General features: G+C 70.3%; 4 protein-coding genes. 2 read left to right on the forward strand and 2 right to left on the reverse strand.

Annotation, left to right across the window (positions count from 1 at the left end):
- A partial coding sequence (locus AC51EU_RS29275; RefSeq protein WP_496270115.1) for a RibD family protein occupies positions 1 to 446 on the reverse strand: 446 nt, incomplete at its 3' end.
- Entirely contained in the window at positions 443 to 1180 is a 738-nt protein-coding gene (locus AC51EU_RS29280) for a creatininase family protein (protein WP_496270116.1), read from the reverse strand. The genes AC51EU_RS29280 and AC51EU_RS29275, both read right to left, overlap by 4 nt.
- Positions 1181 to 1414: 234 nt before the next feature.
- On the opposite strand from AC51EU_RS29280, the gene ribA reads away from it, so the two are divergent.
- Together ribA and AC51EU_RS29290 are read left to right on the forward strand one after the other, a co-directional pair.
- On the forward strand, positions 1415 to 2071 hold the full coding sequence (ribA, locus tag AC51EU_RS29285; protein ID WP_496270117.1) for a GTP cyclohydrolase II: 657 nt from the start codon (positions 1415 to 1417) through the stop codon (positions 2069 to 2071).
- Between the two features lie 190 nt (positions 2072 to 2261).
- Positions 2262 to 2699, forward strand: coding sequence for an SPW repeat protein (locus AC51EU_RS29290; protein ID WP_496270118.1), 438 nt, complete (start codon positions 2262 to 2264; stop codon positions 2697 to 2699).
- The last annotated feature ends 15 nt before the right edge of the window (positions 2700 to 2714 follow it).

A 2714-nucleotide genomic window follows, 5' to 3' on the forward strand; every position in this document is an offset into this window, starting at 1 on the left:
GGCACCCGGCCGCGGGGGTCGACGACCACCCGCACCGGCTGCGCCCCCGGGCAGGCGCGCACGGTCAGCCGGGGATCGTCCGCGACGACGGTGCCCGCGCCGACGACCACCGCGTCGGCGAGCGCCCGCAGCCGGTGCAGATGCCGGCGGTCCTCCTCACCGGTGACGAAGTCCGCGTCACCGGTACGGGTCGCGATGAACCCGTCGACGCTCTGCCCCAGTTGCGCGAAGGCGGTACGCGGCCCGGCCAGGCACAGCGGCAGATAGCGCGCGGCCAGCTCCGCCGCCCCGTCCGAGGCCGGCTGCCGCCACCGCCATCGGCCGCCGGGGCCGCGCAGCAGGCCCGCGGCCCCGGCGGCGTCGGCCGAGCGCAGCGTGCGCAGCAGCTCCCAGGCCGCCGCGTCGTCCAGCGTCCCCTCCTCGTCCGGCCCGTGAACGCCGCTCATGAGCGGAACAGTCCGAGGTAGGGGCCGAACGCGGTCACCAGCGCCGACAGCAGCAGTTCCCCCTTGCGGGCCGAGGCGAGGGACGGACGCCCCACGATTCCTGACGCGGTGTAGGGGGCCAGGCCCAGGGTCAGCAGATGCCCGCGGTCGTCGGCGAGATGGTCGGCGTCCTCGTAACCGGGCCGGACCAGTTCCGGACGGGAGTGCAGCAGAATCGACGTCTCGATTTCCCCGGCGTGCATGTCGCTGTGCCCGGACGTCTCCACGCCCGCCGCCGCGCAGGCCGCGGACCAGTCGGCCGGGCCGGGGAACAGTGCCATACGCACACCGGTACCGGCGGATTCCTGGACCACATTGCGCAGGACGTAATTCCCGCCGTGCCCGTTCACCAGAATCAGCGTGCCGATACCGGAACGCCGCAGGGAATCGGCGATGTCACGCACCACGGCATACAGGGTCGCGGCCGAAATACTGACCGTGCCCGGCCAGGCCGCGTGCTCGTGCGAACAGGAGAAGGTGAGCGGCGGCAGCAGAAGAACGGGATGGGTGTCGGCGATCTGGCGGGCGACGGTGGCGGCGATGACGGTGTCGGTCGCCAGCGGAAGAAAAGGGCCGTGCTGTTCGAAACTGCCGACGGGCAGTACCGCGACATCGGCGCCCAGGGCGGCCGCGTCCCGCGTCGTACCGGTCGGCAGCACCCCCGCCGTCGCCTCCGGTGTTCCCGAGCTGCTCATGAACTCCTCGTGTTCTCCCGGTTCTTCCCCCGGCGCCCGGACGGGCCGGGCCGCGGGCCGTCCTCCCGTGGCATGCGCGGAGCGTGCCGGACGGGACCGGCACCGCACGGGAAGAGTACGCGTGACGGTGCTTTTCCGCAGGTTGAACACGACAATACGGGCGTGGCACGGAGTTGATCGCGAATGTTCACCGGACACCCGGTGAATTCCGCACCGCGGCGGTACGATCCCGTCATGACCGAACGTGATGTCGTGTTCACCGATGCCGCTGGGCACAATGGCGTCGAACGGGTGGTGGAGGTCCGATTGCCCACCGTTCACGGGGATTTCCTGGCCATCGGCTACCGGGACCGCTTAAACGGCGACGAACAAGTGGCCTTGGTCCACGGTGACATCGGGCGGGACGCGGTACTCACCCGGTTGCATTCCGAGTGCCTGACGGGGGACGTCTTCGGTTCGACGCATTGCGAGTGCGGCGAGCAATTGTCGGCGGCGCTGGACGCGATCGCGGCGGAGGGCAGCGGAATTCTCGTCTATCTCCAGGGGCACGAGGGGCGCGGTATCGGGCTGCTGGCGAAACTGAGGGCGATGAAACTCCAGGCGGAGGGGCTGGACACGGTCGAGGCCAATATCGCCCTCGGGCTGCCGGTCGACGCCCGCGACTACCGCGTCGCCGCCGACATCCTGGGCGACCTCGACGTCCGTTCCGTGCGTCTGCTCTCCAACAATCCGCGCAAGCGCGAGGCGCTGGTGCGCTACGGCGTCGGCGTCGCGGAGGAGGTCCCGCTGCTGATGCCGCCGGGGAAGGAGAACCTCCGCTATCTGCGGGCCAAGCGCGAGCGCCTGGACCACCGCCTCCCGCACCTGGACGGCCTCCTCGGCCGCTCCTGACCCGGCCGCCCCGCTCGTACGCTCCGTACCGGCCGGTCGCGGTACGTCACGACACCGCCGACCCGCATGCCGGCGCCGTCGAAAAGCCCCCTCCCGACTACACATAAAAGCGACATAAGCGCAGAATGGGGGTGTGCGGCCGAGCTGCCGCGTGGTACGGGCAGGCTTGAGGAAGAAGGAGGCGAGTCGCATGCCCGACGTCTCACACCACAGGGGAGATCTCGCCGGTCACCCCGACGTATCCGAGATGCAGGCCCGGTACGAAAGGGTCCTCGGAGGGCGCGATGTGGCACTCGTGGACGGGCCGGTGTTCCTCCTCGGCCTGTACTGCGCGGTGTCCTCCTGGATCGTGCACTTCAGTCTCTCCCAGCCGTCACTGACGACACACAACCTCATCATCGGCGTGGCCATCGCCGCGCTGGCGCTGGGGTTCACCGTCAGGCCGGCACGGATGTACGGGCTGAGCTGGGCCATGTGCGCCATCGGCGTCTGGATGATCATCGCGCCGTGGATCGTGGGCACCAGCCCCACCGCGGGCGTCATCTGGAACAACGTCATCATCGGCGCCCTGGCGTTCCTGATGGGGCTGGTCTGCGTCGGAGTGGCCGCCAAGGCCCGCAAGACCTGAGCCGCCCCACGCGCC

The organism is Candidatus Streptomyces philanthi (assembly GCF_059553635.1).

Coding starts and splice junctions, on each gene's coding strand:
- AC51EU_RS29280 (WP_496270116.1), bottom strand. CDS start 1,180: ATGAGCAGCTCGGGAACACCGGAGGCGACGGCGGGGGTGCTGCCGACC.
- AC51EU_RS29290 (WP_496270118.1), top strand. CDS start 2,262: ATGCCCGACGTCTCACACCACAGGGGAGATCTCGCCGGTCACCCCGAC.
- ribA (WP_496270117.1), top strand. CDS start 1,415: ATGACCGAACGTGATGTCGTGTTCACCGATGCCGCTGGGCACAATGGC.